Origin of the sequence: Rhodoplanes tepidamans, from assembly GCF_030813915.1 — a bacterium.
GTDB classification, from domain to species: Bacteria; Pseudomonadota; Alphaproteobacteria; order Rhizobiales; family Xanthobacteraceae; genus Rhodoplanes; species Rhodoplanes tepidamans.
Map to the genome: position 1 here is coordinate 44,831 of NZ_JAUSUJ010000022.1, position 26,288 is coordinate 71,118.

General features: G+C 72.0%; 22 protein-coding genes. 11 read left to right on the forward strand and 11 right to left on the reverse strand.

The annotated features are described in order from the left end of the window. Window positions 1-5 precede the first annotated feature (5 nt). Window positions 6-293, reverse strand: a complete 288-nt coding sequence (gene gatC / locus J2S22_RS22855; RefSeq protein WP_272778591.1) for an Asp-tRNA(Asn)/Glu-tRNA(Gln) amidotransferase subunit GatC — start codon at window positions 291-293, stop codon at window positions 6-8. 367 nt (window positions 294-660) lie between these two features. On the opposite strand from gatC, the gene J2S22_RS22860 reads away from it, so the two are divergent. Next, window positions 661-822, forward strand: a complete 162-nt coding sequence (locus tag J2S22_RS22860; protein ID WP_272778592.1) for a Thivi_2564 family membrane protein — start codon at window positions 661-663, stop codon at window positions 820-822. On the opposite strand, the gene J2S22_RS22865 is transcribed toward J2S22_RS22860, so the two are convergent. Further along, window positions 804-989 carry a hypothetical protein gene (locus tag J2S22_RS22865; protein WP_272778593.1) on the reverse strand — a complete coding sequence of 62 codons (186 nt, stop codon included), beginning with the start codon at window positions 987-989 and terminating at the stop codon, window positions 804-806. The two genes, J2S22_RS22860 and J2S22_RS22865, sit on opposite strands and share 19 nt — an antisense overlap. 121 nt (window positions 990-1,110) lie before the next feature. On the opposite strand from J2S22_RS22865, the gene J2S22_RS22870 reads away from it, so the two are divergent. Beyond that, window positions 1,111-1,455 (forward strand): DUF6665 family protein, encoded by a 345-nt coding sequence (locus J2S22_RS22870; RefSeq protein ID WP_272778594.1) that lies wholly within the window; start codon window positions 1,111-1,113, stop codon window positions 1,453-1,455. Window positions 1,456-1,501: 46 nt separating this feature from the next. Here J2S22_RS22870 and J2S22_RS22875 read toward each other — a convergent pair whose 3' ends face one another. From J2S22_RS22875 to aspS, 4 genes are all read right to left on the reverse strand, one after another. Continuing rightward, a complete protein-coding gene (locus J2S22_RS22875) occupies window positions 1,502-1,804 on the reverse strand; it encodes a glycine zipper domain-containing protein (protein ID WP_272778595.1) in 303 nt (100 codons plus the stop codon). Window positions 1,805-1,927: 123 nt separating this feature from the next. Then, on the reverse strand, window positions 1,928-2,809 hold the full coding sequence (speE, locus tag J2S22_RS22880; RefSeq protein ID WP_272778596.1) for a polyamine aminopropyltransferase: 882 nt from the start codon (window positions 2,807-2,809) through the stop codon (window positions 1,928-1,930). Between the two features lie 131 nt (window positions 2,810-2,940). Next, window positions 2,941-3,384, reverse strand: a complete 444-nt coding sequence (speD, locus tag J2S22_RS22885) for an adenosylmethionine decarboxylase (protein WP_370878243.1) — start codon at window positions 3,382-3,384, stop codon at window positions 2,941-2,943. Between the two features lie 427 nt (window positions 3,385-3,811). Further along, complete coding sequence (aspS, locus tag J2S22_RS22890; protein WP_272778597.1) at window positions 3,812-5,608, reverse strand: aspartate--tRNA ligase; 1,797 nt, start codon at window positions 5,606-5,608, stop codon at window positions 3,812-3,814. Window positions 5,609-5,851: 243 nt separating this feature from the next. Here aspS and J2S22_RS22895 point away from each other — a divergent pair, with 243 nt between their 5' ends. The 3 genes from J2S22_RS22895 (at window position 5,852) to J2S22_RS22905 (ending at window position 9,631) form a co-directional block, all read left to right on the forward strand. Further along, window positions 5,852-7,486, forward strand: coding sequence for a thiamine pyrophosphate-dependent enzyme (locus tag J2S22_RS22895; RefSeq protein ID WP_272778598.1), 1,635 nt, complete (start codon window positions 5,852-5,854; stop codon window positions 7,484-7,486). 154 nt (window positions 7,487-7,640) lie between these two features. Further along, window positions 7,641-8,963 carry an ABC1 kinase family protein gene (locus tag J2S22_RS22900; protein WP_272778599.1) on the forward strand — a complete coding sequence of 441 codons (1,323 nt, stop codon included), beginning with the start codon at window positions 7,641-7,643 and terminating at the stop codon, window positions 8,961-8,963. Between the two features lie 38 nt (window positions 8,964-9,001). After that, window positions 9,002-9,631: a class I SAM-dependent methyltransferase gene (locus J2S22_RS22905; RefSeq protein ID WP_272778600.1), complete on the forward strand. Its 630-nt coding sequence runs from the start codon at window positions 9,002-9,004 to the stop codon at window positions 9,629-9,631. Between the two features lie 133 nt (window positions 9,632-9,764). Here J2S22_RS22905 and J2S22_RS22910 read toward each other — a convergent pair whose 3' ends face one another. Further along, entirely contained in the window at window positions 9,765-12,635 is a 2,871-nt protein-coding gene (locus J2S22_RS22910; RefSeq protein ID WP_272778601.1) for a PAS domain S-box protein, read from the reverse strand. A gap of 146 nt (window positions 12,636-12,781) precedes the next feature. On the opposite strand from J2S22_RS22910, the gene J2S22_RS22915 reads away from it, so the two are divergent. The 4 genes from J2S22_RS22915 to J2S22_RS22930 all read left to right on the forward strand — a co-directional run bounded on the left by J2S22_RS22915 (window position 12,782) and on the right by J2S22_RS22930 (window position 18,841). Further along, on the forward strand, window positions 12,782-13,198 hold the full coding sequence (locus J2S22_RS22915; protein ID WP_272778602.1) for a response regulator: 417 nt from the start codon (window positions 12,782-12,784) through the stop codon (window positions 13,196-13,198). A 118-nt stretch (window positions 13,199-13,316) separates the two neighbouring features. After that, window positions 13,317-15,608, forward strand: coding sequence for a heavy metal translocating P-type ATPase (locus J2S22_RS22920; RefSeq protein ID WP_272778603.1), 2,292 nt, complete (start codon window positions 13,317-13,319; stop codon window positions 15,606-15,608). 234 nt (window positions 15,609-15,842) lie between these two features. Continuing rightward, the gene (gene rnd, locus J2S22_RS22925) at window positions 15,843-17,042 is read left to right on the forward strand and encodes a ribonuclease D (protein WP_272778604.1); all 1,200 of its coding nucleotides are present in this window, start codon (window positions 15,843-15,845) and stop codon (window positions 17,040-17,042) included. A 296-nt stretch (window positions 17,043-17,338) separates the two neighbouring features. Further along, entirely contained in the window at window positions 17,339-18,841 is a 1,503-nt protein-coding gene (locus tag J2S22_RS22930; RefSeq protein WP_272778605.1) for a methyl-accepting chemotaxis protein, read from the forward strand. A 29-nt stretch (window positions 18,842-18,870) separates the two neighbouring features. Here the strand turns inward: J2S22_RS22930 and J2S22_RS22935 are convergent, their stop codons facing one another. Next, window positions 18,871-19,779, reverse strand: a complete 909-nt coding sequence (locus J2S22_RS22935; RefSeq protein WP_272778606.1) for a LysR substrate-binding domain-containing protein — start codon at window positions 19,777-19,779, stop codon at window positions 18,871-18,873. A 108-nt stretch (window positions 19,780-19,887) separates the two neighbouring features. On the opposite strand from J2S22_RS22935, the gene J2S22_RS22940 reads away from it, so the two are divergent. Further along, window positions 19,888-20,523: a glutathione S-transferase family protein gene (locus J2S22_RS22940; RefSeq protein WP_272778607.1), complete on the forward strand. Its 636-nt coding sequence runs from the start codon at window positions 19,888-19,890 to the stop codon at window positions 20,521-20,523. A 2-nt stretch (window positions 20,524-20,525) separates the two neighbouring features. Beyond that, window positions 20,526-21,533 carry a pyridoxamine 5'-phosphate oxidase family protein gene (locus J2S22_RS22945; RefSeq protein WP_272778608.1) on the forward strand — a complete coding sequence of 336 codons (1,008 nt, stop codon included), beginning with the start codon at window positions 20,526-20,528 and terminating at the stop codon, window positions 21,531-21,533. Here J2S22_RS22945 and J2S22_RS22950 read toward each other — a convergent pair. The 3 genes from J2S22_RS22950 to J2S22_RS22960 form a co-directional block, all read right to left on the reverse strand. Further along, window positions 21,508-22,737, reverse strand: a complete 1,230-nt coding sequence (locus J2S22_RS22950; RefSeq protein WP_272778609.1) for a PepSY-associated TM helix domain-containing protein — start codon at window positions 22,735-22,737, stop codon at window positions 21,508-21,510. The genes J2S22_RS22945 and J2S22_RS22950 overlap by 26 nt on opposite strands. Further along, window positions 22,734-25,139, reverse strand: a complete 2,406-nt coding sequence (locus J2S22_RS22955; protein WP_272778610.1) for a TonB-dependent siderophore receptor — start codon at window positions 25,137-25,139, stop codon at window positions 22,734-22,736. The genes J2S22_RS22950 and J2S22_RS22955 overlap by 4 nt, the downstream gene beginning before the upstream one ends. A gap of 140 nt (window positions 25,140-25,279) precedes the next feature. Further along, on the reverse strand, window positions 25,280-26,269 hold the full coding sequence (locus J2S22_RS22960) for a FecR family protein (protein ID WP_272778611.1): 990 nt from the start codon (window positions 26,267-26,269) through the stop codon (window positions 25,280-25,282). Between the last annotated feature and the right edge of the window lie 19 nt (window positions 26,270-26,288).

Consider the following 26,288-nt stretch of genomic DNA (forward strand, 5'->3'; position numbering starts at 1 on the left):
GGCGCTCACTCCACCACCTTGGGGACCAGGAAGAAGTGGTCCTGGCTGGCCGGGGCGTTCTTGACCACCAGATCCGGGATCTCGCCGTCGGTGACGACGTCCTCGCGCTTCTTCATCGTCATGGGCGTGACCGAGGTCATCGGCTCGACGCCGGTGACGTCGACCTCGGAGAGCTGCTCGACGAAGGCCAGGATGGCGTTGAGCTCGCCCTTGAGGTGCTCGACCTCGTCGTCCTCGACGGCAATGCGGGCGAGATGAGCGATGCGACGGACCGTCGCGGCGTCGACCGACATGGAAGCTCCTCGGGAAGCCGGCGGGCGGCGGCCCGGTCGGGCCGCTCTCCGGGGCGGGCCCGCGAACCGGTCGCGCAGAGTGGCGCCCGGACGCGCGAGGTCGCTATAGCAGACGGTATTTCGCCGCGGCAACCCGGGCGAACCCGTGCGGACCGCCCGCCGGCGAAGGCCGGGCGGCTCCGCCGCGCGCCGGCGGCGGCGTCCCTGCCCGGCGGCGCCGCCGGAACCGTGGTGGGAACTTACCCGGCCGATCTCCCGTTGTGCCTGCGATCCGGCCGTGCGGCCGGCGAAGCACGGCCCGTCCGGGGCCGTCCACCCCCTCGGGATGCCGGCCCCCGCGGCATCCCCTCAGGCGAGTCGTTCATCCATGGGACTTCTGATCAGCATCCTCATCACGTTCCTGGTCGTCATCCTGGTCCTTTATCTCATCGGCATGCTGCCGATCGACGCGCGGGCGAAGCAGATCGCCCGCATCGTCGTGATCGTCATCGGCGTGCTGTCGCTCCTGCGCTACCTCGCGGTGTTCTGATCGCTCTCGCGATAGGACTTCAGCGTCGCCCGGTCGCGTTCCGCCCGGGCGGCGGCGTCGGTGCGGCGCCGCCGCCAGCGCATGGTGCCCCAGATCAGCGCCGCCGCCAGGACGACGACGAAGCCCACGTTCATCAGCAACCACAACCAGCCGCCAGCCTCGTCCATCCTGCGCTCCTTCGTCCCGTCGACTCCTCCGTGCTAACGTCGCGACCCCGGGAGAGGGTCCATGACGCCGGCGCGGGCCGGCGCCACATCGACGCCACCGACGGCGTGCAGGGCTGAAGGGATGCCGAAGTCACCGCGAGACCAGACGCCCACCGACCTGCTCGCCGACGAGCTGATGGCCGAGAAGGCCTCGGCGCTCGGCCGGCTGGGACGCGGGCTGGAGCAGGCGCTGGCGGCGCTGGCGGCGCACGACGCGACCGCGGCGGAGCCGCGCCGAGAGCGGGCCGCCCTGGTCGATGCGGCCGCCCATGCGCTGTGGATGCTGATGGTGCAGCGCGAGGCGTGCGGGCTGCGGGACGTGCGCGCCCTGATCCGCGACTACGCCGTGCCGGCCGAGGTGCAGGCCCGCGCCGGCGCCGTGCTGGCGCCGCCCGTGCCCGTGCGCCGGCGGCGGGGGCCGGTCTGACGGCCCCGCCTCGTCTGCCTCGTAAGGAAGGACCGGCCGGGACCGGTCAGTAGCAGTAGTCGCGGCGGACGCGCTGGTAGCCGCCCGGCACCGCCTGGTAGCAGCGGCCCTCGTACCAGTAGAAACCGCCGCGGCGGCGCTCCGCCTCGGCCCCGATGATCGCACCGGTCGCGCCGCCGATGATGCCGCCGGCGATCGCGCCGCCGGCCCGGCCCGTCACGGCGCCGCCGATGATGGCGCCCGCGGCGCCGCCCAGGAGGCCGCCGGACAGCGCATCCTGCGCGGCCGCGGGGCCGGACGGCGCCAGCGTGAGCGCCACGAGAGCGGCAGCACCGAGTGTCTTGATCATCGCCATTCCTCCACAGGGTTCCCGGACTCTTCCCTACGGATCTTTGTGGCTTTTTTGAAATCGGGGTGGCGCGACGCGGGCGGCCGCCGGTGGTCCGGAGGGCGCGGCCTCGTCGGCCGGCCCTCAGCGTTTGGCGATCACGTCGGCGATCACATCGACGATGAAGCGCGGCAGCGCGAAGGCGGCGGGCTGGACCTCCGGGGTCCAGTAGCGCGTCTCGAAACGGCCGGCGGCGATCCAGCGGCGCTCCAGCTCGGCCGGCGGCGTCTGCCGCAGGGCGCGGTCGTCGGTGGCGAAGCCCATCGCCATGTGGCCGCCCACATAGGTCGGGATGGCGGCGACGTAGCAGGTCCCCTCGGCGAACAGCGACCGGAAATGGCCGACCGAGGCCCGGAGCTCGTCCGGCTGGAAGAACGGCACGCCGTTCTGGGTCACCATCACGCCGCCCGGCGTCAGGCAGCGCCGGCAGCCGGCATAGAAGTCGCGGGTGAACAGCACGGCGCCCGGCCCCTGCGGGTCGGTCGAGTCGACGATGATCACGTCGAAGCGCTCCCCGGTCGTCGCGACGAAGTCCATGCCGTCGGCGATGACCAGGACGAAGCGCGGGTCGGACAGCACCGGCCCGGTGAACTCCGGGAAATGCGTCTTCGAGAACTCGACCACCGAGGCGTCGATCTCGACCTGGACGAGCCGCTCGACGCCCGGATGCTTCAGCACCTCCTCGGCGATGCCGCAGTCGCCGCCGCCGACGATCAGGACCCTGCGGGCCCGGCCGTGGGCCAGGATCGGCACGTGGCTCATCATCTCGTGGTAGATGAACTCGTCGCGGGTGGTGACCTGGGTCGCGCCGTCCAGCATCAGCATCTTGCCGAAGGTCCGGTGCTCGAACAGCACGAGGTCCTGGTGGTCGGTGCGCTCCTCGTAGAGCACCCGCTCGGCCGCATAGGTCATGCGGAAGCCGAGGTCGTCGAACAGGGTCTCGGGAATCCAGGGCTTTTGGGACATGATGATGGTTGCCCCCCGGTCATTCCGGGGCGCCGCGCAGCGGCGAACCCGGAATCCAGCGACACGATGATGGCCCGTTGCCGGGATGGATTCCGGGTTCGCGCCTTCGGCGCGCCCCGGAATGACGGTGCCTACACCCCCTGCCCGCGCAGGAGCTCGCTCACCGCCACCCGGCGGGCCGCGAAGGCCTCGCGCAGGATCGGCACGCAGGCGTCGGGGTCGGCATTGCCGCACATGAACACGTCGAGCGCGGCATAGCCGGCTTCCGGCCAAGTGTGGATCGAGATGTGGCTCTCGGCCAGCACGGCGACGCCCGACACCCCGGTCGGCTGGAAGTGGTGGAGATGGATGTGCAGCAGCGTCGCCCCGGCGGCGTCGACGCAGCGGCGCAGCGTATGCTCGATGTGCTCGATCTCGTCCAGCCGCTCGCCGCCGTGGATGTCGATGATCAGGTGCGCACCGGCGCAGCGGACCCCGTTGCGCACGACGAAATGATCGAGTCGCGCGTCGTCCATCCGACGCGGCTCGGCCTCCGGTGCGGTCGAGATCTGCTGCTGCGCGACATCCCGGGCCACGCCTGGACGCTCCAGGCCGATCCCGGATCGCAAGAGGGCGCCGTGACGCATGTCGTCCTCCCCGGTTCGAGAGTGAAGAGAAACAGAATGCGGAGATCCGCGACGGGCTCCGAACAAGCGAAAGCCGCCGATCGGTCGGTCGGACCAATGTCGGCGGCATGAGGGTCAGATAAGCACCCGGCCCCTGGGGATCAAGAGTTTTTTCGGGCGAGCGGGTCGCACGTGCTTGGTCGGAGCGACCCCGACACCGCAGGACGACGCGCCGTCCTCCGATTCACCTCTCCCCGGCGGGGAGAGGTCGGTTCGCCGAAGGCGAACCGGGTGAGGGGGTGCCGAGGCCTCCAGCGGCTCCGTAACCCCTCACCCCGGGCGCGAGCGTCGCTCGCGCCCGACCCTCTCCCTGAGGGAGAGGGTCGGAAACGCCCCTCTACTTCTGCGGCAGGTTCAGCCGGATGTGGAGCTCGCGGAGCTGCTTGGGCGTCACCTCGGAGGGGGCGCCCATCAGGAGGTCCTCGGCCCGCTGGTTCATCGGGAAGAGCACCACCTCGCGGAGGTTCTCCTCGCCGGCGAGCAGCATCACGATGCGATCGACGCCCGGCGCGATGCCGCCGTGCGGCGGCGCGCCGAGCGACAGCGCCCGCAGCATGCCGCCGAACTTCGCCTCCAGCACCTCCTCGCCGTAGCCGGCGATGGCGAAGGCCTTCTTCATCACGTCCCGGCGATGGTTCCGGATGGCGCCCGACGACAGCTCGATGCCGTTGCAGACGATGTCGTACTGGATCGCCTTCATGCCCAAGATTGTCTCGCTGTCGTTCGGATCGAGCGCCAGGAACTCGTCGGCCGGCATGTTCGGCATCGAGAACGGGTTGTGGGAGAAGTCGATCTTCTTCTCCTCCTCGTTCCACTCGTACATCGGGAAGTCGACGATCCAGCACAGCGCGAACTGGTCCTTGTCGACCAGGTTCAGGTCCTCGCCGACCTTGGTGCGGGCGAGGCCGGCGAACTTGGCGAAGTCCTTCGGCTTGCCGGCGACGAAGAACACCGCGTCGCCGACCTTCAGGCCGAGCTGGTCACGGATGCCGGTCGTGCGATCGACGCCGATGTTCTTGGCGAGCGGACCGGCACCGCCCTCCTCGTTCTCGCGCCAGAAGATGTAGCCCAGCCCCGGCTGGCCCTCGCCCTTGGCCCAGTCGTTCATGCGGTCGCAGAAGGCGCGGTTGCCGCCGCCGGGCGCCGGGATCGCCCACACCTGGGCGGCCGGATCGTTCGCCAGGATGCCGGCGAACACCTTGAAGCCCGAGCCGCGGAAATGCTCGGAAACGTCGGCCATCTCGATCGGGTTGCGCAGATCCGGCTTGTCGGAGCCGTACTTGCGCATCGCCTCGCTGAACGGGATCAGCGGGAACTTCGGCGTCACCCGCTTGCCGTTGCCGAACTCCTCGAAGACGCCGCGGAGCACCGGCTCGACCGCGTCGAACACGTCCTGCTGGGTGACGAAGCTCATCTCCAGGTCGAGCTGGTAGAACTCGCCGGGCGAGCGGTCGGCGCGGGCGTCCTCGTCGCGGAAGCAGGGCGCGATCTGGAAGTAGCGATCGAAGCCCGACACCATGATGAGCTGCTTGAACTGCTGCGGCGCCTGCGGCAGCGCGTAGAACTTGCCGGGATGGATGCGCGACGGGACGAGGAAGTCGCGGGCGCCCTCGGGGCTCGACGCGGTCAGGATCGGCGTCTGGAACTCGAAGAAGCCCTGCTCCTTCATGCGCCGGCGCAGCGAGTCGATGATCTGCCCGCGCAGCATGATGTTCCTGTGCAGGCGCTCGCGGCGCAGATCCAGGAAGCGATAGCGCAGCCGGATGTCCTCCGGATACTCCTGGTCGCCGAACACCGGCATGGGCAGCTCGGCGGCGGGGCCGAGCACCTCGATCTCGCGGGCATAGACCTCGACCTGCCCGGTCGGCAGATCCGGGTTCTCGGTGCCGGCCGGGCGGTTGCGCACCAGCCCGTCGACCCGGATCACCCACTCGAAGCGCACCTTCTCGGCGATCGGGAAGGCCGGCGAATCGGGGTCCACCACCACCTGGGTGAGGCCGTAATGGTCGCGCAGATCGATGAACAGCACGCCGCCGTGGTCGCGAATGCGGTGGCACCAGCCCGACAGGCGGGCCGTGGCGCCGACGTCGCTCGCGCGGAGCGCGCCGCAGGTGTGAGTCCGATAGCGATGCATGGCGGTCCATCGAAGCAGAAGGCGGGCGCGAGGCGCCCGGCCCGGTGAATTCGGCCGCAAAAGCGCACGCGGGCCGCGGGCTTGTCAAGACGCGGCCGGCCTGCTCCGCCCTGCCGAATCCGGGCCTCCGGCCCGCCGGCCGGCCGCCCGGGCAGGGTCGGCCGGAGCCGACGCACGGCGCGACAGCATGGCGGCGGTGGGCTATACGGCCGTCATCCCCCGGACGCGAGCATCGAGGCGACAATGGACCTGACGACCACGGCCGACGCGGCCGTCGCGGCGCTCCTGGCGCACGGGATCGACACGCTCTACGCCCTGCCGGGCGTGCACAACGACCCGTTGTTCGATTCTCTCTGGCGCAACGCCGAGCGTATCCGGACCCTGCACGCCCGCCACGAGCAGGGCGCTGCCTACATGGCGCTGGGGGCGGCGCTGGCGACGGGCCGGCCGCAGGCCTTCGCCGTGGTGCCCGGGCCGGGCCTCCTCAACGCCTCGGCCGCGATCCTCACCGCCTATTCGATGAACGCCCCGGTTCTCGGCCTGGTCGGCCAGATCCCCGACGCCGAGATCGGCCTCGGCCGGAGCCACCTGCACGAGATCCGCGACCAGGCCGGCATCGTCGCGCGGCTGGTGGACTTTTCGGCACGCATCCGGGCGCCGGAGCAGGCGGCGCCGCTGGTGGCGCAGGCGATCCGGGCGATGGCGACGGGCCGGCCGGGCCCGGCGATCCTCGAATGCGGCATGGACGTGTGGGCCCGCGCGGCCGCCCTGCCCGCGGTCGCACCGCCGGACCCGCCGCCGGCCCCCGCATTCGACGAGGACGCGCTGCGCGCCGCCGCAGAGCTGCTCGGCGCGGCCAAAAGCCCGGTGATCTTCGTCGGCGGCGGCGCCTTCGACGCGGCCGACGAGATCGCGGCCCTGTCGGCCATGCTGCAGGCGCCCGTCGCCTCCGGCTTCCGCCGCGGCCGCGGGGTTCTCACCAGCCGCGATCCGCTCAGCGTCACCCATCCGCTCGCCCACGAGCTGTGGCGCGAGGCCGACGTGGTGCTGGCGGTCGGCACGCGGCTGTTCTTCCAGCTCCGCGACTGGGGCGTCGACGACGACCTGAAGGTCGTCCACGTCAACGCCGACCCGGAGGAGCCGACCCGCCACGCCGACCCGGCCGTGGCGCTGGTCGGCGACGCCGCCCCCATCCTGCGCCGGCTGATCGACCTCGTCCCGGCCCGGAACCGCGCCCGCCCGTCGCGCCGTGCCGAGATGGAGGAGCGCCAGGCGAAGCTCCGCGAGAGGCTCTCGGTGCTGCAGCCGCAGCTCGCCTTCCTCGACGCCATCCGCGCGGCGCTTCCGGACGACGGCATCTTCGTCGACGAGGTGACCCAGATCGGCTTCGCGGCGCGCCTCGCCATGCCGGTCTACGCGCCGCGGACCTTCCTCTCGCCCGGCTACCAGGACAATCTCGGCTGGGGCTATGCGACGGCGCTCGGCGCCGCCGACGCCCGGCGCGACGTGCCGGTGCTGTCGATCAACGGCGACGGCGGCTTCATGTACACGGCGAACGAGATCGCCACCGCGATGCGTCACCGGATTCCGCTGGTCGCCGTGGTGTTCGCCGACGGCGCCTTCGGCAATGTCCGGCGCATCCAGGAGGAGAGCTACGGGAACCGGCTGATCGCCTGCGACCTCGCCAACCCGGACTTCGTGAAGTTCGCCGAGTCGTTCGGCGCCAGCGCCGAGCGCGCCCGCACGCCCGCGGAGCTGAACGCCGCGCTGAAGCGCGGCTTCGCCCGCCGCGACGTCCCCACCGTGATCGAGGTGCCGGTCGGTCCGATGCCGTCGCCCTGGCCTTTCATCTTCCTGCCGAAGGTGCGGGGGCTGTAGGGTCCGGGGCGGTCCCGCGATCGCACTCGCGCCGCCGGCCGTGCCGGCGGTGACATCGTCACAGACGACCGGAGGCCACCGGCCGCACGTAGGCGGGACCGGTCCAGGCCTCGTGCGCTCGCCCCCGCCCCGGCCGCCCCGCAGGGAGTCCCCGATGCCGCATCGGACGTTCGAGAGGAAGGCGCTGGCCGTGCCGAGCTCGCGCCTGTCGCGGCTCGCCAAGCTGGGCGGGCTCGCCTCGTCGATCGCCGGCAACGTCGCCGGCGAGGTGGCGCGGCACCTCGCGCGCGGCGAGCGCCCGCGGATGGGAGACCTGCTGCTCACGCCCGCCAACGCCATGAAGGTCGCCGACGAGCTGGCGCGGATGCGCGGGGCGGCCATGAAGGTCGGCCAGCTGATCTCGATGGACGCGGGCGACATGCTGCCGCCGGAGCTGGCGCAGATCCTCGCCCGCCTGCGCGCCGACGCGCATCACATGCCCTGGGCGCAGCTCAAGCGCGTGCTGACCCACGCCTGGGGCACCGACTGGCGGGGGCGGTTCGAGACCTTCGAGACCCATCCGGTCGCCGCCGCCTCGATCGGCCAGGTCCACCGCGCGCGGACCCGGGACGGTCGCGATCTGGCGATCAAGGTGCAGTATCCGGGCGTGCGCAAGAGCATCGATTCCGACGTCGGCAACGTCGCCGCGCTGCTGCGCCTCGCCGGTCTGGTGCCGCGCGGCGTCGACATCGCGCCCATGCTGGCCGAGGCCCGGCGGCAGCTGCACGAGGAGGCCGACTACGAGCGCGAAGGGCGGGCCCTCGCGCGCTTCGGCACGCTCATCGAGGGCCGGAGCGAGTTCCACGTGCCCGCCCTGCACGGCGACCTGACCACGCCGAACGTGCTGGCGATGAGCTATGTCGAGGGCCGGCCGGTGGAAGAGCTCGCCACCGCGCCGCAGGCCGAGCGCGACCGGGTGATGACGCTGCTGATCGGCCTCCTGTTCCGCGAGCTGTTCGAGTTCCGCCTGATGCAGACGGACCCGAACTTCGCCAACTACCGCTACGCGCCCGCGACCGGCCGCGTGATCCTTCTCGACTTCGGCGCCACCCGTGCCTTCCCCGAGGATTTCGTCGACCTCTGGCGCCGCCTCCTGCGCGCCGGGCTCGCCCGCGACCGCGACGGCATCCGGGCCGCCGCGCTGCAGATCGGCTTCCTGGCGGGCGGCATGCCGGCGCGGCTCGAAGCCGCCATGCTCGCGATGTTCGAGATGTCGCTCGAGCCGCTGCGGCAGGACGCGCCCTTCGACTTCGGCGCCAGCGATCTCGCGATGCGGATGCGCGATGCCGGCCTGGCGATGGCCGAGGACCGCGAGTACTTCCGCATCCCGCCGATGGACACGCTGTTCCTGCAGCGCAAGTTCGGCGGCATGTACCTGCTCGCCACGCGGATGCGGGCTCGGGTCGACCTGCGCTCCATCGTCGAGCCGTATCTCTGAGCGCCGCATCTCGCACCCTGGATCCGGAGAGACCCGCGATGGCCGAGACCCGACACGTCAGATTCTGGAACAGGATCGCCGCCCGCTACGCGGCGAAGCCGGTCAAGGACCCGGCCGCCTACGAGGCGATGCTGGCCGACGTCGCCGGGCGGGTGCGTCCGACCGATCGCGTGCTGGAGATCGGCTGCGGCTCGGGATCGACCGCGATCCGCCTCGCCCCCGGCGTGGCGGAGTGGACGGCGACCGACTTCTCGCCCGAGATGCTGCGCATCGCCGGCGCCAAGCCGGCGCCGGACAACCTGCGCTTCGTCCTCGCCGATGCGCAGAACGCCTTCGACGGCGGCCCGTTCGACGCGATCTGCGCCTTCCAGGTCCTGCATCTGGTCGGAGATCTGCCCGGCACGCTCGCGCGGATCCACGCCCATCTGAAGCCCGGCGGCCTGTTGATCACCAAGACCTGGTGCTTCGCCGACATGGGATTCAAGCTGCGCGGCCTGTTCCTCGCCCTGCGCACGATCGGCCTGTTCCCGCCCGTCAACGCACTGACCAGGGCCGCGCTGCGCCAGACCATCCGGGATGCCGGCTTCGAGATCGTCGACGAACGCGTCTTCGGCACCAACCCCAACGGCCCCTACATCGTCGCGCGGACCCCGCTCGCCGGCGCATGAGGGGCTGCCCGTGACGCGGCTGCTCCGGGCTCCATGTCCGGTCGCGATCGGTGCGGAAAGACAGGGGTGATGGAGTCCGGGCGCCGTCGTTCGGCCGGCCCCGGAACGACCGGAACCGGATTTCGAGACCCCGCTACGCGCCCTCGCCCGGCGGCTCGTGGGTGGTCCGCCGCCGGCGCTTGCGCGAGCCCGCGCCGGGCGCCCCGGGGCCGGCCAGCGCCTCGCGCACCTTCCGGGCGAGGTCGGCCTTGCGGTAGGGCTTGTTGAGCAGCGTCACGTCGGGATCGAGCCGGCCGTGGTGGACGATCGCGTCCTCGGCGTAGCCGGACGTGTAGAGCACCTTCACGGACGGCCGCCGGCGCAGCACCTCGGCGGCGAGCTCGCGGCCGTTCATGCCGCCCGGCATGATCACGTCGGTGAACAGGAGCTCGAACTCCTTGCCGTCGTCGAGCAGCTTCAGCGCCTCCGGCCCGCTGCTCGCCGCGAACGCCGTGTAGCCGAGGTCTTCGAGCAGCGTGATGACGTTGCGGCGCACCAGGTCGTCGTCCTCGACCACCAGGATGGTCTCGTCGCCGCCCGTCATGGCGTCGATCGCCGGGCCGTCCTCTTCGCCCTCCTCGCTCTCGACGATGCGCGGGAGGTAGAGCTTGATCGAGGTGCCCTGCCCCTCCTCGCTGTACAGCTTCACGTGGCCGCCCGACTGGCGGATGAAGCCGTAGACCATGCTCAGGCCGAGGCCGGTGCCACGGCCGACGTCCTTGGTGGTGAAGAACGGCTCGAACACCTTGTCGCGGATCGCCGCCGGGATGCCGGTGCCGTTGTCGGAGACCGCGATCATCACGTAGTCGCCGGGCCGCGCGTCCGGGTTGGTCTCGGCATAGGTCTCGTCGAGGGTGACGTTGGCCGTCTCGATGGTCAGCTTGCCGCCGTCCGGCATGGCGTCGCGGGCGTTGACGGCGAGGTTGATCACCGCGGTCGAGAGCTGCGAGGCGTCGACCATGGCGGGCCACAGCCCGTCGGCCATCGCGGTGGCGAGTTCGATGTGCTCGCCGAGCGTCGGGCGCAGCAGACGGGCCGTGTCGGACATCAGGCCGTTGATGTCGGTCGGCCGCGGGTCGAGCGGCTGCCGGCGGGCGAAGGCGAGCAGCTGGCGGGTGAGGTCGGCGCCGCGCCGTGCCGCCTGGTCGATGATACGGGCGATGGTGGCGAGATGCGGCCGGTCGGCCACCCCCTTGGCGAGGATCTCGATCGTGCAGGTGATGGCGGTCAGGATGTTGTTGAAGTCGTGCGCGACGCCGCCGGTGAGCTGGCCGATCGCGTCCATCTTCTGGCCCTGCCGGAGCTGGCGCTCGATGTGCTTCGACTTCGACAGGTCGTGGTAGAGCAGCACGGCGCCGCGCACCACGCCGTCGCCGTCGTAGATCGGCCGGGCGGTGAGCGACAGGGCGAGATCGCGGCCGGTCGCCACCTCGCGCAGCACCAGCTCGCTGGCGTCGATCGGCTCGCCGCGCAGCACCCGGCGCAGCGGCCGCTCGTCGTGCGGCACCTCGGTGGCGCCGTCGGGCTGGAAGATCGCGTAGGACCGCTCCCACTCGTCGAGCGAGCGCGACCCGTCGATCCCGAGCAGCGTCTTGCAGGCCGGGTTGAGGTGCAGGAAGTTGCGGTTCTCGTCGGTGACCAGGAAGGCGTCCGGGATCGACGCGATGGTCTTCTCGAACAGCTCGGCGCTGCGCTGCGCCGCGACCGTCTTCTCGAACAGCTCGGAGACGTCGCGATAGACCACCACGGCTGCCTCGTGACGGCCGGTCTCGCTGCGGATCGAGCGGCCGCTGGCGACGATGTGGAGGTCGCTCTCGCCGTTGACGCGCCGGCAGATGATCTCGATGTCGTCGAAGTTCTCGCCGCGGCGGGCGCGCTCGATCGGCGCCTCTTCCGCCGGATAGGGCGTGACGCCGTCGGGCCGGAACCGCTGGTAGATCTTCTGCCACTCGGGCGAGCCGATGTCGTCGCGATCGCCGAACATCGCCCGGCACGCCGTGTTGGCGAACAGGGTGCGGCCCTCGGCGTCGATCATCAGGACGGCTTCCGCCATCGTGTCGATCATGGTGCGCAGCAGATCGCCGTAGCGCCGCACCTCCGCCTCGCTCTCCCGGCGGGCCTGCTCGGCGAGCTGCCGGTCGGTGATGTCGAGGGCGGTGGCGATGCGGTAGCGGACGCTGTCGTCGGCGTTGCGCACGCTGGTGATGTCGAGCTGGACCGGCATGGTCGAGCCGTCGCGGCGCAGGAAGACGGTGTCGTAGATCACCCGGCCGGTGCGGTCGGCTTCGGCGAGCAGCGCGGCGACGCGCGCCCGCTCGTGCTCCGGATAGTCGTCGAGGACGTGGGCGCCGCAGACTTCGGCGACGGTGCGGCCGACCATCGCGGCGCGGGCCGGATTGGCGAAGGCGATCGTGTTGGTCGTGGCGTCGGTCACCGTGATTCCGAAGGCGGCGTTCTCGAACGTGTCGGCCCAGCGCCGCAGCTCGGTCTCGCGCGCCACCGCGTCGGAGATGTCCTCGGTGAACAGCACGATGCCGCCGATGGTGCCGCCCGGCTCGTACCAAGGCCGGATCTCCCAGCGGATCCATTTGGGGGGAAGCCCCGGCGCCTCGTAGCGGTCGGCGTCGCAGCGCTCGCTGGCACCGGCGAGGCAGCGGGCATGGACGTCGCGCCAGCGCTGCGGAATGTCCGGGAAGACCTCGTAGTGGTTGCGGCCGACCAGCTCCCGGCCGGCGACGCCGTGATCCGCCTGGAACCTCCGGCTGGCGGCGAGGCACACCATCGCGCGGTCGAACATGGCGATGCCCACCGGCGCCGCCTCGATGCACAGGCGCAGCAGCTCGTCGCGGGCATGGGCCGGGCCGCCGGCCAGCACGTCGCCGACCGGCGCGGCGGCGCGGGGCGGGCTCCGGCGGGGCCCGTCCTCGGGCGGCGACGCTGTGAAGGGAGAGACGAGGGGTTTCATGGGGCGTGTTTATCGCGGACGCACGGATTTGCGCGACCCTGTCGCGACAAGTTCGGATTCTTTTTTGAGTACTGTATACACTGCGCCGTGTATCATAGAAACGTCACCCGCTGCACGACGGCTATGACCCGGCGACCCGATCCGCAATGGCCCATGTCCTGGTCGTGGACGACGACGAATTCGTCCGTGTCACGCTGAGCCTCCTGCTCGAGACCGCCGGGCACACCGTGGCCACGGCGGCGAGCGGGCGCGACGCCCTGGCGGCCGTCGGCGCCACCCGGGTCGACCTCGTCATCTGCGACGTCTTCATGCCCGACATGGACGGCTTCGAGACCCTGCGGGCCCTGAAGCGGCAAGCCCCCGCCCTGCCCGTGGTGGCGATCTCGGGCGAGCGCGCGACCCTGCCGGGCTTCCCGGCGCCCGACTACCTCAAGATGGCGGTCGAGCTCGGGGCCGAGGCGAGCCTGCGCAAGCCACTCGATCTCAAGGAGGTCAGGGCCGTGGTGGCGCGCTGCCTCGCCGCGGCTGAGCACGGCGCCCCGAGCCGCGGGCCGGCCCCGTGACGCGATTGACGCGAATGCCTCGCAGTCGCGGCACGATACCGGAAAATACCGTACTTCCAAAGACTTCCAGGCGATGCTAGCGGAGTCGCGACGGCCCTCCGGCCACCGCGGGGATGCGATGCGCGAGGCGATCGAACGCTATGGACTGGTCGCGACGGCCGTGGCCGGCCTCGTCGCCGGCCTCGCCGCCTGGGCGGCCGGCGCGCCGGCCGTCGCGCACTGGTCGTGGACGGCCGGCACCGTGCCGGTGGTCGTCGCGCTGGCGGTCTCCATCGTCCGCGCCCTGCTCGCCGGCCGCATGGGGGTCGACGCCGTCGCCTTCGTGTCGATGAGCGCCGCCCTGGCGTTCGGCGAGCCGCTCGCCGGCGTGGTGGTCGCCATCATGTACACGGGCGGCAACGTGCTGGAGGACATCGCGGTGACGCGGGCCGAGCGCGACCTGCGCGCCCTGGTCGACCGCGCCCCGCGGCTCGCCCACCGGCGCGGCGGCGACACGGTCGAGGACGTGCCGGTGGAGGCGGTCGAGATCGGCGACCTCGTGCTGGTGCGGGCCGGCGAGGTCGTCCCGGTCGACGGCACGGTGGCGAGCGCCGGCGCCGTCATCGACGAGTCCGCCCTCACGGGCGAGGCCCTGCCGGTGACCCGCCGCGCCGGCGAGGAGATCCGCAGCGGCACCGTGAACGTCGGCGAGACGTTCGAGATGCGGGCGGGCGCCACGGCCGGCGAGAGCACCTATGCGGGCATCGTCCGCATGGTCACGGCGGCGCAGACCGCCAAGGCGCCGTTCATCCGGGTCGCCGACCGCTACGCCCTGCTCCTCCTGCCGGCGACGCTGGCGCTGGCCGGCCTCGCCTGGGCGCTGTCGGGCGATCCGATCCGGGCGCTCGCCGTGCTGGTCGCCTCGACCCCCTGCCCGCTGATCCTCGCCGCTCCGGTCGCCTTCATCGCCGGCGTCTCCCAGGCGGCCCGCCACGGCATCCTGGTCAAGGGCGGCGGCGCCCTGGAGGCGCTCGCCGCGATCCGCACCGTGATGTTCGACAAGACCGGCACCCTGACGGTCGGCGGCGCCCGGCTGGTGGCGATCGAGACCGCGCCGGGCGAGAGCGCCGACGCGGTGCTGCGCCTCGCCGCCTCGCTCGAGCAGGCCTCGCACCACGTTGTGGCCGGCGCCATCGTCGCCGCCGCCACGGCCCGCGGTCTCGCCCTGACCATGCCGGCCGAGGTCCGCGAGAGCCTCGGGGCGGGTCTCGAAGGCCGGGTCGACGGCTGCACCGTCCGGGTCGGCGCCCCGGCGATGGCGTTCGGCAGCGCCCGGATGCCCGACTGGGCCACGCGGGCGCTGCGCCGCGCCTCGTGGCGGTCGGCGCTCGCCGCCTTCGTGATGGTGGACGGCCGCCCGGCCGGGGCGCTCCTGCTCGCCGACGAGCTGCGCAAGGAGACGCCGCGGGCGATCCAGCTGCTGCGCTCCGCCGGCATCGCCCGGATCATGATGGTCACCGGCGACCGCGCCGACGCCGCCGAGACGATCGGGGCGGCGCTCGACCTCGACGCCGTGCTGGCCGACCGCACCCCGTCCGACAAGGTCGACGCGGTGGCGACCGAGCAGCGCCTCGCCCCCACCCTGATGGTCGGCGACGGCATCAACGACGCGCCCGCGCTCGCCGCCGCCGGGGTCGGCATCGCCATGGGGGCTCGCGGTGCCTCGGCCTCCTCGGCGGCCGCCGACGTGGTGATCCTGGTCGACCGGCTCGACCGCGTGTCGCGCGCCGTGATGGTGGCGCGCCGCGCCCGCCGGATCGCGGTCCAGAGCATCGTGGCCGGGATGGCGCTGTCCGGCGTCGCCATGCTGGCCGCCGCCTTCGGCCATCTCGACCCGGTCCCCGCCGCCCTGGTGCAGGAGGCGATCGACGTCGCCGTCATCCTCAACGCGCTGCGGGCGCTCGGGCCCGGCCGGGCGGCCGGCCGCCGCCAGCGCACGATGTCGTCGACCGCGGCGCAGGACCTGCGCGAGGACCACGCCCGCCTCGAGCGCAGCCTCGACGGCCTGCGGGCGATCGCCGACGCGCTCGACGACGCCGGGCCGGACGACGCCGTCCGCCTGGTCCGCGAGGCCGACCGGCTGGTCGCCCGGGAGGTGGTCAGCCACGAGCGGGACGACGAGACCTCGGTCTATCCGCGGCTCACCCGCTTCCTCGCCGACGGCCACGGCCTCTCGGCGATGAGCCGGGCGCACCGCGAGATCCAGCATCTCGCCCGCATGCTGGGGCGACTCGCCGACGGCCTCGAGCCGGGGGACGTCGACCGCTACCTGGTGCGCGACGCCCAGCGGGTGATCGAGTCGATCGAGGCGCTGGTGCGCATCCACAATGCCCAGGAGGAGGACATCTACGAGCACGCGATGGCGGCGTGAGCGGCCCGCCGGAGGTGGAAAACCCGCACCGGAACCGGGCGTCGATACCGCCTGCCTGCCGAAACCCTTGATTTTCCGAGCGGTCGGGCGTGCACTGCTCGACCTCGCCGGTTCGTCGCGCTAAGATTCGGACCACATGAACCTCAGCCCGTCGACCCATCCGTTTCATCGCCTTTTCGGCGTGCGAGGCGCATCTCCCCCGTGGCGCCCCGTTCGATGCTGATCGAGGATCCGTTGCGTACGCGAACCGTCCGCGCCTCCGGCGAGGCTGCCGATTTTCCGGCCGTCGAACCGATCACCACCACCGAGGCGCTCGCCGCCGTCTGCGAACGCATGGCCGCCCATCCGTTCGTGACGGTCGACACCGAGTTCCTGCGCGAGAGCACCTACTATCCGCTGCTCTGCGTCGCCCAGATGGCGAGCCGCGACGAGGCCGTGGTGATCGACACCCTCGCCGAGGGCATCGACCTCGCCCCGTTCTACGCCCTGATGGCGAACCAGGCCGTTCTCAAGGTCTTCCACGCCGCCCGCCAGGACATCGAGATCGTCTGGCACCAGGCCTCGCTGATCCCGCAGCCGATCTTCGACACCCAGGTCGCCGCCATGGTGCTGGGCTTCGGCGACGCCATCTCCTACGACCAGCTGGTGCAGCGAATCACTGGCGACACGCTCGACAAGTCGCACCGCTTCACCGACTGGTCGCGGCGGCCGCTGACGCCGGCCCAGATCTGCTACGCGATGTCCGACGTCACCCATCTGCGCGACGCCTATCTGGCCCTCTCGGAGGACCTCGCCCGGCGCGGCCGCACCAACTGGGTCGACGAGGAGATGGAGATCCTCACCTCGCCGTCGACCTACCGGGCCGATCCGGAGACCGCCTGGGAGCGGCTGAAGAGCCGGGTGCGCAAGCCCAAGGAGCTCGCCATCCTGATCGAGGTCGCCGCTTGGCGGGAGCGCGAGGCGCAGTCGCGCGACGTGCCGCGGGGCCGCGTCCTCAAGGACGACGTGATCGGCGAGATCGCCGTGCAGGCGCCGACCACGCCAGAGCGCCTCGCCTCGCTGCGCTCGCTGCCCAAGGGCTTCGAGCGCTCGCGTTGGGGCCAGGACATCCTCGACGCGATCAAGGCGGGGCTCGCCCGCGACCCCAAGACGCTGCCGCCGATCGAGCGCAGCCGGCCGCTGGCCAACGGCAGCGCCACCGTCGAGCTGCTCAAGGTCCTGCTGCGCATGACGGCGGAGCGCCACGGCGTCGCCGCCAAGGTGATCGCCACGGTCGACGACCTCGAGCACATCGCGGCCGATGACGAGGCCGACGTGCGGGCCCTCAAGGGCTGGCGCCGCGAGCTGTTCGGCGAGAAGGCGCTGGCCCTCAAGCACGGCCGGCTGTCGCTCGCCGTCGAGCGCGGCCGGGTGGTGGCGCTCGACCGCGAGTGAGCCCCGCCGGGCTCCGACCGACCCTGGGCAATGCCGAACGCTGCGCATCCGTCTGCGCTGCGACCAGACACGACCGCCGATCGGCGTCACGTTATCAGAAACGATCTAGCTCGAACGAACTAGGGACAGTCGAAGATCGAGGCAAGGCTTCGTTGAACACGATGGCGGAGCGCCGACATTACTCGGCATGTCTCGAGCTCTGGCAGATCAATTTCAAAGTTTAGTAATTTTGTACCCGCATCTTACGGCGACGAGCTCCTTGGGCTCGCTTCTCATCTCAGCCGCGAGACCCTGACATGCGCCGCTTCCTGTCCTCGAACTCGCCTGCCGCGACCCTGGCCGCGCTCGACCGCTCGCAGGCCGTGATCGAATTCGCGATGGATGGCACGATCCTGACAGCGAACAAGAACTTCCTCGACGCGATGGGCTACACGCTCGACGAGGTGCGCGGCAAGCACCACCGCATGTTCGTCGAGCCGCAATACGCCGAGAGCGCGGCCTACCGCGAGTTCTGGACGAAGCTGAACCGCGGCGAGTTCGAGCGGGCGCAGTTCAAGCGGATCGGCAAGGGCGGCAGGGAGGTGTGGATCGAGGCCTCCTACAATCCCGTGCTGAACGCGCGCGGCAAGCCGTTCAAGGTGGTGAAGTATGCCACCGACATCACCGCGACGAAGCTCGAATACGCCGACCTGCTCGGCAAGGTGAACGCCATCGGCCGCTCGCAGGCCGTCATCGAGTTCGAGCTCGACGGCACCATCATCACGGCCAACGAGAACTTCCTGGCCGTGCTCGGCTACACGCTCGCCGAGGTTCAGGGCAAGCACCACGGCATGTTCGTCGATCCGGCGGAGCGCGCCGGGGCCGAGTACAGGCGGTTCTGGGAGGCGCTCAACCGCGGCGAGTTCCAGGCGCGGCAGTACCGGCGCATCGGCAAGGGCGGCAGGGAGGTGTGGATCGAGGCCTCCTACAACCCGATCTTCGACATGAACGGCCGCGTCTACAAGGTGGTGAAGTTCGCCACCGACCTGTCGAAGCGCAAGGCCGAGAACGCCGCACTCGCCGCCTCCTTCGAGCAGACCGTCAAGTCCCTGGTCGGAACCGTCGCGGCGTCGGCCGGCGAGATGAAGCACGAGGCGCAGTCGCTCGCCACCGCGGCCGAGCAGACCTCCAACCAGTCGACCACCATGGCGGTCGCCTCCGAGGAGCTCTCCGCCTCGGCGGGCGAGATCGCCCGGCAGCTCACCGAGGCGACCCGGATGATCGACTTCGCCGTGGCGGAGGCGAACAAGTCCGACAAGCTGGTCACCGAGCTGGTGCAGGCCGCCGACAAGGTCGGCGAGGTGACCAAGATGATCGCCCAGATCGCCGCGCAGACCAATCTGCTGGCCCTCAACGCCACCATCGAGGCGGCCCGCGCCGGCGAGGCCGGCAAGGGCTTCAGCGTCGTCGCCTCCGAGGTCAAGACGCTCGCCAGCCAGACCGGCAAGGCGACCGAGGAGATCGAGCAGCAGATCCGCGGTATCCAGGATTCGACCAAGACCACGGCCGCCACCATCCAGGAGTTCGCCCGCGTCATCTCGCGCATCAGCGAGGTGAACACCTCGATCTCGGGCGCCGTCGAGGAGCAGTCGGCCGCCACCCGCGAGGTCTCGGCCAACATCTCCGGCGTCAAGCAGGCGGCCGAGGAGACGGGACGCTCCTCGACCCACGTCCTCGGCGGCTCGCAGGCGCTGCAGGAGCGGGCCGGCGAGCTCGCCCAGCGGGTCGACGATTTCCTGGTGCGCGTCCGCGCCATGTGAGCCGCCGGGCCGGCCGCTCGCCCCGATCCTCACACCTCGATCCAGCTCGGCGCATCCGCCCGGAGCCGCTCGACCGCGAGGTCGACCACGGCCCTGACCCTGGCGGCCGCGCGCCGTCCGTCGGCGTGGACGACGTGCACCGGCACGGGCGGGGGCTCGTGCGCGGCGAGCACGATGCGCAGCCGCCCGGCCCGCACCTCGTGGACGGCCTGATAGGAGAGCACGCGAGCGAGGCCGAGACCGGCCGCCGCCGCCGCGACCGCCATCTCGGCGGAGTTGACCACCATCCGGGTGCGCGGCCGCACCGTCATGGTCCGCCCTCCCGCCGGGAAGGCCCACAGGGCGTCGGCCGCCGCGTGCGAGAAGGCGATCGCCTCGTGCGCCGCGAGATCGCGTGGCGCCGCCGGCACTCCGTGCCGGTCCAGATAGGCGGGCGCGGCGCAGACCACCCGACGGACCGCCCCCACCCTGGCGGCGGTGAGCGCCGAGTCGCCGAGATGGGCGATGCGCACCGCCACGTCGACGCCCTCGTCGACGAGATCGACCACCCGGTCGACGAACACGGTCTGCAGCGCGAGCCGCGGATAGCGCTCCGCCACGGCCAGCATCACCGGGGCGACATGGCGGCGGCCGAACATCGCCGGCGCCGTCACCACCACCCGGCCGCGCGGCTCCGCCTGGCTGCCGGCGGCGAGCGCCATGGCCTCGTCCGTCTCGGCCAGGATTCGCCGGCAGTCGGCGAGGAACCGATGTCCCGCCTCGGTGAGCCGGACCACCCGGGTGGTCCGGCGCAGCAGGCGCGTGCCGACCGCCTGCTCCAGGTCCGCGATCGCCCGCGTCACGGCCGGCGCCGACATCCCGAGCCGCCGCGCCGCCGCCGCGAATCCCGCGGCGTCCGCGACCGCCACGAACGCCCGCATGGTGCCGAGCCGGTCCATCGATCATTCCGAAGATTGCAACGATCCGTTTCCGATCGAGTATATTCTCCTCGAGAAGGGCAACAACTAGCTTCGGGTCACCCGATCCTCCCGCCCGGAGCCCCCGCGATGACCGCCCCCGCCCCGCGTCTCGTCCTCCACCGCCACCCGCTCTCCGGCCACGCCCACCGGGTCGAGCTGTTGCTGTCGCTGCTCGGCCTCGCGGCGGAGCGGATCGACGTCGACCTCGCCGCCGGCGCCCACAGGCGCCCGGAGTTCGTCGCCAAGAACCCGTTCGGCCAGATTCCGGTGCTGCAGGACGGCGACATCGTCATCGCCGACAGCAACGCCATCCTGGTCTATCTGGCGCGCCGCTACGATGCCGCCGGCACCTGGTACCCGGCCGATGCGGAGACCGCCGCCGAGATCCAGCGCTGGCTGTCGGTCGCGGCCGGCCCCCTCGCCGCCGGACCGAACCGGGCGCGGCTCATCGTCCGCTTCGGCGCGGAGGGCGACCTCGACGCCGCCCGCGCGACCGCACACGGGCTGTTCGGGGTGCTCGACCGGCATCTCGCCACCCGGCGCTTCCTCGTCGGCCGGGCCGCGACCATCGCCGACCTCGCACTGTACAGCTACACGGCGCACGCGCCGGAGGGCGGCGTCGCACTGGCCCCCTATCCCGGCATCGAGGCGTGGCTGTCGCGCGTCGAGGCGCTGCCCGGCTTCGTGCCGATGCCGGCCTCGCCGGCCGAGCGGGCGGCCTGACCATGGCCCCCATGCCGCCCGGCTGGACCCGCACGACCTCACCATGGCACGCCGGCGAGATCGCCGCGCAGGAGCGCGCCGGCGTCCGGCACCACGCCGAGCGGGCCGGACGCATCGGCATCCGCGACGCGATGCCGGACCAGCACCGCGCCTTCTTCGCCACCCTGCCGTTCCTGATCGTCGGCGCCCGTGACCGGCAAGGCCGCCCGTGGGCCGCGATCCTGGAAGGGCCGCCCGGCTTCGTCCGTTCGCCCGATCCGCTGTGCCTGACGGCCGCGGCGGCGCTGCCGCCCGGACATCCGCTGGACGGGATGCTGGTGCCCGGCGCGCCGGTCGGCGTCCTCGGCCTGCAGCCGGAGACCCGCCGGCGCAACCGGGTGAACGGACGCATCGCGGCGGCCGACGGCGACCGGATCGCGATCGCCGTCGACCAGAGCTTCGGCAACTGCCCGAAATACATCCGGACCCGCACCGTCACCCATGTCGGACGGCCGCCGGGGGCGACGCCGCGCCTGCGGCCCGAGGGCGCGATCCTGTCGCCTGCGGCCGAGGCGCTGGTGCGCTCGGCCGACACGTTCTTCGTCGCCAGCGCCTCGCCTGGGGCCGGCGGCGACGATCCGCGCGAGGGCGTCGACGTCAGCCACCGCGGCGGCCGGCCGGGCTTCGTCGCCCTGCGGCAGGAGGACGGCCACAGCGTGCTGGTGATCCCGGACTACGTCGGCAACGCGTTCTTCAACACCGTCGGCAACATCCTGCGCGATCCGGCCGCCGGGCTCCTGTTCGTCGACGACGCGACCGGCGACACGCTGATGCTGACCGGCCGCGCCGAGGTGGTGTGGGAGTCCGAGGAAATCGCGCGCGTTCCGGGCGCGCAGCGGCTGCTGCGCTTCGCCGTCACGGAGGGCGTCGCGGTTGCGGGCGCCTCGGCGCTGCGCTGGACGGCGGGCCCGCCCGCCCCGCAGCTCGCGACGGAGCCGGACGCCTCTACTCTGCCGCCACCACCGCGGTGACCCGGCGCAGGCGTCGGGCGCGCCGCTTCATCGCCCAGATCACCACGCCCGTGACGGCGAGCATCGCCGTCACGATCCCGGCGAGGCACACGACGAAGCGGCCGGCGAGGCCGGCGATGCGGCCGGTGTGCAACGGATTCTGGAGAGCGAGAAACACGTCGCCGGCGGAGCCCTCGCCCGGCACCTCGGCGCGCAGGAGCGTGCCGTCCTGGTCGTCGAAGAACAGGTGCGGATGGCCGATCCCGTCGTCGTGACCGGGCCCGGGGACGGCGACGCTGACGAAATACACGCCGTAGGGCCGAATGTAGGTGGCGTCGAGCGGCGCCATGGCCCAGCCCCGCTCGGCGATCACGCGCAGCGCCGCCGCAAATGCGTCCTCGAAGGAGAGCTTCGGCTCGGCCGGCGGCCGCCGCAGGCGCGACGCACCGGCTTCGCGGGCGCTCGGCGTCAGGGTGGAGAAGGCCGAGACGAGCGGGCGGGCGACCTCGGCCGTCAGGTTCAGGGCCGCCCCCGAGAAGGCGACGATCAGCAGGACGCCCCACAGCCACAGGCCGCCGGCGCGGTGGAGGTCGAGGTTGCGCCGGTACGGCCCGGCGGGCCGCTTGATCCGCCACGCCGTGGTCCACTGCGCGAGCAGCGGGCCGGTCCGCGGCAGCGTCAGCAGGATCGCCACGAAGGCGTCGAGGAACCACAGGATCGCTACGCCACCCAGGACCCAGATGCCCCAGCGGCCCGGCACCATCAGGCTGAAGTGGAGCTGATACAGGAACGGCATCAGATGCGCCCGGTCGAGCCGGAAGGCGCCGAACAGCCGCCGGCCCAGCACGGCGCCCGTGACCGGATCGACGAAGACCTGATTATGGTCGATCGCGTAGGGCCGCCGGGTCGCCGGGTCGATCCGCGGCTGCACGCCGACCACGATCGCCTCGCCCGGCTCGTGCGGCAGCGGCACGCGGAACACCCGCACCCGCGGATCGGCCGCCTCGACCTTGGCGACGATCTCGGACGGCGCCAGCGGCGCGCCGCCGGCCGAGGCCGCGAACAGCTCCGGGTTCAGCCATGCGTCCAGCTCCTCGCGGAACGCGATGGCGCTGCCGGTGAGTGCCGCCACCACCAGGACCGGCGCGACGGCGAGCCCCACCCAGCGATGCAGCCGTACCAGCCACGGCCGCAGCCGCGTGCCTCGCCGGACGGCGGCCGTCACCACCGGTAGCGGACCGAGCCGACGACGGTGCGCGGGCTGATCCACTGGCAACCGCCCGAGGTGGTGCAGATCGCCTGCTCGCGGTCGAACAGGTTGGTCACGTTGAGGGCGAACCGCGCCCCCTTCCAGTCGTAGGAGAGGGCCGCGTCGACGACCGTCTGGGCGTCGTTCCGGATCGTGTTGGTGTAGTCGGCCCAGGTCGGGCCGACGTAGCGGACGCCGGCGCCGACGCCGAGGCCGGCCAGCACGCCCGACTGGATCGTGTACTTGGCCCAGGCGGCCGCCTGCTGCTCCGGGATCAGCACCGGGACGTTGCCGAGCTCGCCGGCCTTGTTGCTCCCGGTCACCTCGACGTCCTGAATTGAGGCCGAGAGGACGACGTCGAACCCGGCGAGCGGCGTGGTCGTCGCCTGGAATTCCAGGCCGCGCGACGACACCTCGCCGGTCTGGACATTGTAGTTCGTGTGCACCGGATCGGCCGTCAGCACGTTCTGCTGGACGATGTCGAAGGCCGCGAACGTCACCAGCGTCCGGCTGCCGGGCGGCTGCCACTTGACGCCGATCTCGTACTGCCGGCCGGTGGTCGGCTTGAACGGATCGCCGGAGTAGTCGGTGCCGGTGGTGGGCAGGAACGAGGTCGCCCAGCTCGCATAGGGCGCGACGCCGTTGTCGAACAGATAGGTGAGCCCGACCCGCTTGGTGGTCGCGGTGTCGCTCGCCGTGGTGGTGGCGTTGGTGACGCGGTTGGCGCTCTCGAGCTCGGCACTGTCGTGCCGTACGCCGAGGGTGAGCAGCCATTTGTCCAGCCTGATCTGGTCCTGGGCGTAGAGGCCGGCCTGGCGCAGATTCTGATCGGTGCTGGTCAGGACGGTGGTCACCGGCTGCACCGCGATGCCGTAGACCGGGTCGGCGACATTCAGCGGGTAGCTGCCGCCGCCTTTGAAGACCGTGTCGAGACCGAGCATCTGGTAATCGAACCCGACCAGCACGGCGTGCGACACCGGCCCGGTGGCGAACTTCACGTGCGCCTGATTGTCGAGCGTATAGGTGTCGGCCTTGTCTTCCGACTGGCGGGCGACCCGCGCCGCCGTGGTCCCGTTGTTGTAGACCGCCCCGGTGAGGTAACGATAGTCGAGCGTGATCGACGTGAACGCCATGTTCTGCTTCACGGTGAGCACGTCGTTGAAGCGGTGCTCGAACAGAGAGGCGACGCGATACTGCTCCTGGTCGAACTTGTTCCAGTTCGGATCGCCGAGATAGAGCGGCAACGCGGTGACGGCCGTGACGGTCGTCCCCGAAGTGCGCAGGCGAGACACCGGGAACGCGTTGCCGATCTTGTCGTGCTGATATTCGGTGAGGAGCGTCCACTTGGTGTCGGCGGTCGGCTGCCAGGTGAAGGCGGGCGCGACGTAGAGACGGTCGTCCGGCACGAACTGCGAGAAGTGAGCGATCTGGGCGTCGCTGTCGCGGGCGAGGCCGGTCAGGCGAAACTGGTACTTGCCTTCCGGATCGGCGGCGCCGCCGACGTCGAAGGCGCCCTGGAAGAGATCGAAGTTCCCGAACGTCCCGACGATCTCGGCGAAGCGCTCGACGGTGGGGCGCTTGCTGATCTTGTCGATCACGCCGCCCGGGCCGGTCTGGCCGTAGAGCACCGAGCCGGGGCCGCGCATCACGTCGATGCGCTCGAGCCCATACGGCTCGGTCCGCCAGGAGCTGAAGTAGTTGGCATCGGCGAACTCGCGCATGCCGTCGCGATAGCCGCCGGAGCCCTGCGTGTTGAAGCCGCGCAGGTAGATCACGTCGAAGCGCGGGTCCTTGCCGCCCGCCATCGTGAGGACGCCCGGCGTGTACTGCAGCGCCTCGGTGACGGTCTGCACGGCGCGGTCGCGCATCTGGTCGCGGGTGACGACCGACACCGACTGCGGCACCTCGACGATCGGCGTGTCGGACTTCGAGCCGGCGGCGCTGCGGGTCGCGACGTAGCCCTCCACCGGCCCCCAGGCGGTCTCGCCCGACTTGGTGCCGGTCCCGGTGACCTGGATCTCGTCGAGCGGAACCGTGCCTTGCGCATTCGCCGTCATGGCGGCCGAGGTCGGGTCGTAGACCGTGATGGTGGTGTCGTTCGCCCAGCGCCACAGCAGCCCGGTGCCGGCCAGCAAGCGCTCCAGTGCGCCATCCGGCGACAGCGGGCCGGCGACGCCGCGGCTCGCCTTGCCGGTGGCGATCTCCGGGGCGTAGCTGACCTGCAGCCCGCTCTGCCGCCCGAAGGCGACCAGCGCCGACGACAGCGGCCCGGCCGGCACCGCGAACGAGGTCGCTTCCTCCACGGCCTGGGCCCGGACCGCCCCCGCGCCGGCGAGCGGCGCGGCCGCCAGCCCGGCGGCGAGGACGGCCTTCAACATCACGGTCCGACGCCGACGCGTTCCCCTGCGCATTCCCCTGCCCCGATCGCTGTCCTCGCGGCGTCCCCACGCCGCGCCCCATCTCGACAGGACGAGCGAGGCCGGTCGGTTTTCACGGCTGCGGCTTCGATTGGAGGGATTCAAATTTTGGAGACGACGGTCAGCCAGGGTGACAGATCGCGGACATGGCCGTCGAAGGGCGCGACGACGCCCTCCAGGGCCCGGCGGGGGTCGCGCAGGTCGAACAGGCCACTGACCCGGCGGTCGCCGAAGCCGGGCGCGACGATCACCCGGCCGGGGTGCCAGCGGGCGATGCGGGCGACGACGGCGGCGACCGGCTCGCGCTCGGCGACGACGACGCGGTCGCGCCAGGCCGCCCGCAGCCCGGGCTCGCGCACGCCGCTCTCGGTCGCGTTCCGCGCGACGCCGTCGCCGTCGCCGAAGGCGAGCCAGTCGCCGGCCTCGAGCGTCGCCTCGACGGGCGCCGCGCCGCCCTCGAAACGGACCGCGATCCGGCCGGAGTCGGCCGCGGCGGTCAGCCAGCCGGCATCGTTCGCGATCTCGAAGGCGGTGCCGACCGCCGTCACGGCCATCGGCCCGCAGAGGGCCCGGAGCGGCACCGGCCGGTCGGGCGCCACCTCGACATAGGCCATGCCGGCCAGCAGATCGATCTGCCGGGTGCCGGGCGCGAAGGCGAGCGCGACGGCAGTGTCGGGTCCGAGCGTCGCGACGCTGCCGTCCGGCAGGGTCGTGCGGCGCACCTCGCCGGTGCCGGTGAGGATGTCGGCCCGGGCCCGCAGGATCAGGTCCGGCGCCGCGACCGCGGCGATCCCGGCGGCCGCGGCGAGCCCGAGGCCGGCGACGAGCCGTCGCCGCGTCAGCACCGGCACCCGGGCCGACCCGGCGGTCCGAAGCGTCGGCGCGGCCGGCGCTTCGGCCGACACGCGCGGCACGCCGCCGGTGACGCGCCAGACCGTCTCGGCTTCGGCGAAGGCGGCCCGGTGGGCGGGGCTCCGCGCGCACCAACGCGAAACCTCGGCCCGCAGCGCAGCGTCGTCCGGACGCTCGTGCAGGCGCATCCGGAGCGAGAGGGCCTCGCTCCACAGGTCGTCGCGATCCGTGCCGCTCATTCCCCCGCGCATCCCCTCT

Excerpts from the sequence above, each read along its gene's own strand:
- J2S22_RS22865 (WP_272778593.1), bottom strand. The coding sequence starts at position 989 with ATGGACGAGGCTGGCGGCTGGTTGTGGTTGCTGATGAACGTGGGCTTC.
- J2S22_RS22920 (WP_272778603.1), top strand. The coding sequence starts at position 13,317 with ATGCGCGAGGCGATCGAACGCTATGGACTGGTCGCGACGGCCGTGGCC.
- J2S22_RS22905 (WP_272778600.1), top strand. The coding sequence starts at position 9,002 with ATGGCCGAGACCCGACACGTCAGATTCTGGAACAGGATCGCCGCCCGC.
- J2S22_RS22895 (WP_272778598.1), top strand. The coding sequence starts at position 5,852 with ATGGACCTGACGACCACGGCCGACGCGGCCGTCGCGGCGCTCCTGGCG.
- J2S22_RS22930 (WP_272778605.1), top strand. The coding sequence starts at position 17,339 with ATGCGCCGCTTCCTGTCCTCGAACTCGCCTGCCGCGACCCTGGCCGCG.
- J2S22_RS22870 (WP_272778594.1), top strand. The coding sequence starts at position 1,111 with ATGCCGAAGTCACCGCGAGACCAGACGCCCACCGACCTGCTCGCCGAC.
- J2S22_RS22940 (WP_272778607.1), top strand. The coding sequence starts at position 19,888 with ATGACCGCCCCCGCCCCGCGTCTCGTCCTCCACCGCCACCCGCTCTCC.
- J2S22_RS22915 (WP_272778602.1), top strand. The coding sequence starts at position 12,782 with ATGGCCCATGTCCTGGTCGTGGACGACGACGAATTCGTCCGTGTCACG.
- J2S22_RS22960 (WP_272778611.1), bottom strand. The coding sequence starts at position 26,269 with ATGAGCGGCACGGATCGCGACGACCTGTGGAGCGAGGCCCTCTCGCTC.
- J2S22_RS22945 (WP_272778608.1), top strand. The coding sequence starts at position 20,526 with ATGGCCCCCATGCCGCCCGGCTGGACCCGCACGACCTCACCATGGCAC.
- J2S22_RS22860 (WP_272778592.1), top strand. The coding sequence starts at position 661 with ATGGGACTTCTGATCAGCATCCTCATCACGTTCCTGGTCGTCATCCTG.
- J2S22_RS22935 (WP_272778606.1), bottom strand. The coding sequence starts at position 19,779 with ATGGACCGGCTCGGCACCATGCGGGCGTTCGTGGCGGTCGCGGACGCC.
- J2S22_RS22875 (WP_272778595.1), bottom strand. The coding sequence starts at position 1,804 with ATGATCAAGACACTCGGTGCTGCCGCTCTCGTGGCGCTCACGCTGGCG.
- J2S22_RS22955 (WP_272778610.1), bottom strand. The coding sequence starts at position 25,139 with ATGTTGAAGGCCGTCCTCGCCGCCGGGCTGGCGGCCGCGCCGCTCGCC.
- gatC (WP_272778591.1), bottom strand. The coding sequence starts at position 293 with ATGTCGGTCGACGCCGCGACGGTCCGTCGCATCGCTCATCTCGCCCGC.
- speE (WP_272778596.1), bottom strand. The coding sequence starts at position 2,809 with ATGTCCCAAAAGCCCTGGATTCCCGAGACCCTGTTCGACGACCTCGGC.
- aspS (WP_272778597.1), bottom strand. The coding sequence starts at position 5,608 with ATGCATCGCTATCGGACTCACACCTGCGGCGCGCTCCGCGCGAGCGAC.
- J2S22_RS22900 (WP_272778599.1), top strand. The coding sequence starts at position 7,641 with ATGCCGCATCGGACGTTCGAGAGGAAGGCGCTGGCCGTGCCGAGCTCG.
- J2S22_RS22910 (WP_272778601.1), bottom strand. The coding sequence starts at position 12,635 with ATGAAACCCCTCGTCTCTCCCTTCACAGCGTCGCCGCCCGAGGACGGG.